The sequence below is a fragment of the Streptomyces sp. NPDC091289 genome (assembly GCF_044757365.1).
In the GTDB taxonomy this organism is placed as follows: domain Bacteria; phylum Actinomycetota; class Actinomycetes; order Streptomycetales; family Streptomycetaceae; genus Streptomyces.
The window spans coordinates 1-2186 of sequence record NZ_JBIVUT010000056.1 but is presented as its reverse complement, the minus strand read 5'-3'; the positions used below and the strand labels follow the sequence as shown (position 1 = coordinate 2186).

The 2186-nt window shown below is 72.2% G+C and carries 2 protein-coding genes; both read left to right on the top strand.

What is annotated here, in order from left to right; all coding sequences use genetic code 11:
• Positions 1-610: phosphopantetheine-binding protein (locus tag ACIQPT_RS37360; protein WP_401162806.1), on the top strand; the 610-nt coding region annotated here is incomplete at its 5' end.
• Positions 607-2186: condensation domain-containing protein (locus ACIQPT_RS37355; protein WP_401162804.1), on the top strand; the 1580-nt coding region annotated here is incomplete at its 3' end. The genes ACIQPT_RS37360 and ACIQPT_RS37355, both read left to right, overlap by 4 nt.

Below are 2186 nucleotides of genomic sequence, written 5' to 3'. Positions count from 1 at the left end.
TGATTTCCAGGTCAAGGTGCGTGGTTTCCGCATCGAACTCGGCGAGATCGAGAGCGTTCTCGCCGGACACCCGGATGTCGGGCAGGTCACTGTCCTGGTCCGCGAGGATGCCCCGGGCGACAAACGCATCGTCGCCTACGTCGTACCGCCGCACGACGGCTCGCCCGACGCCGACGTCCTGCGCAAGCACGTCGCCGTGACTCTGCCCGAGTACATGGTGCCCTCGGCCTTCGTCACCCTCGACGCCCTGCCGCTGACGCCCAACGGCAAGCTCGACCGCGCCGCCCTGCCCGCCCCCAAGCTCGGCGCACTCGGCGAGGGGCGTCCGCCGCGCACCCCGCAGGAGGAGATCCTGTGCGGCCTGTTCGCCGAGGTCCTCGGCGCGCCGGCGGTCAGCGTCGACGACGACTTCTTCGCCCTCGGCGGCCACTCGCTGCTCGTCAGCCGCCTGGCCGCCCGGGTCCGTGCGGCGCTCGGCAAGGAGCTGAGCATCCGCGCCTTCTTCGAGCGGCCCACCGTCGCCGCCCTGGCCGAGAGCCTCGCAGAGGCCTCCGCCACCACCACCCGTCCCGCGCTGCGCCGCCGCACCGGAACCAAGGAGAACTCGTGACCACGCTGTCCTTCTCGCAGCGCCGCCTGTGGTTCCTCAACCAGCTGGACGGCCCGAGCGCGATCTACAACATCCCCACCGCCCTGCGGCTGACCGGATCCCTCGACCGCGCGGTGCTCACCGCCGCCCTGGCCGATGTGATCACCCGGCACGAGACCCTGCGCACCGTCCTCGCCGACGGGCCCGACGGGCCCCGTCAGGTGGTGCTCGACGCCACCGCCGACGCCGCCGCTCCCGTGCTCACCGAGGTGCCCTGCGACGAGGCCGGCCTCGACGAGGCTCTCCAGGCGGCGGCCCGGCACGAGTTCGACCTGCTCGGTGAGACTCCGATCCGGTGCACCCTGTTCACCCTCGGCCCCGACGAGCATGTCCTGCTGGTGCTGCTGCACCATGTCGCGGGTGACGGCTGGTCCGTGCCCGTCCTCGTCCGCGATCTGCTCAGCGGCTATGCCGCCCGGCAGGCGGGCCACGCGCCGGCCTGGGACGAACTCCCTGTCCAATACTCCGACTTCACCGTCTGGCAGCAGGAGCTGCTCGGCTCGGAGGACGACCCGGACAGCGTCGTTTCCCGGCAGCTCGGCTACTGGCGCGAGACGCTCGCGGGCCTGCCGGACGAACTCGGTCTGCCCACCGACCGCCCCCGCCCGGCGACCGCCTCCCACCGGGGCGACACCCTGCCGCTGACGGTGCCGGCCGACGTGCACGCGCGTCTGCTCACCCTCGCACGGGAGAACCGGTCCAGCCTCTTCATGGTCGTCCAGGCCGGACTGGCCGCCCTGCTCGCCAAGCTGAGCGGCTCCACCGACGTGCCCCTCGGCACCCCGATCGCGGGCCGCACCGACGAGGCCCTGGACGACCTGGTCGGCTTCTTCGTGAACACCCTGGTGCTACGCGCCGACCTGTCCGGCACCCCCACCTTCCGGGAGCTCCTCGCCCGGGTGCGGGACGCCGACCTGCACGCGTACGAGCACCAGGACGTGCCCTTCGAGCGGCTGGTGGAGGTGCTCAACCCGCCCCGTGCGATGGCCCGCCACCCGCTCTTCCAGACCCTGCTCACCTGGAACGACAACGACCAGCGCCAAGCCCGCACGGCCGCCGCCGATCTGCCGGGCCTCACCGTCACCGGGCATCACGCCGAGACCCGCACCGCCCGCTTCGACCTCTCCTTCACCGTCGAGGAACGGCAGAGCGGATCGGGGGCACCCGAGGGGCTCAGCGGCGCCCTGAACTACAGCACCGACCTGTTCGACCGGTCCACCGCCGAACGCATCGCCGAGCGGTTCACCCGGGTGCTCGCGGCGGTCGCCGCCGCCCCGGACGTACCGGTGGTCCGCCTGGACCTGCTCACCGAGGACGAGCGGTACGAGGCCCTGGAAGCGGCCAACTCGACCGCGCGGGCAGTCGAGGCCACCACCGTCCACGAACTGTTCGCCGCCCGCGTCTCCTCGGCACCCGCCCTGACCTACGGCGAGCAGATGCTCTCCTACCGGGAGTTGAATGCCCGGGCGAATCGGCTTGCGCACTGGTTGATCGGGCAGGGTGCGGGGCCGGAGCGTCTGGTGGCTGTGGCGTTGCG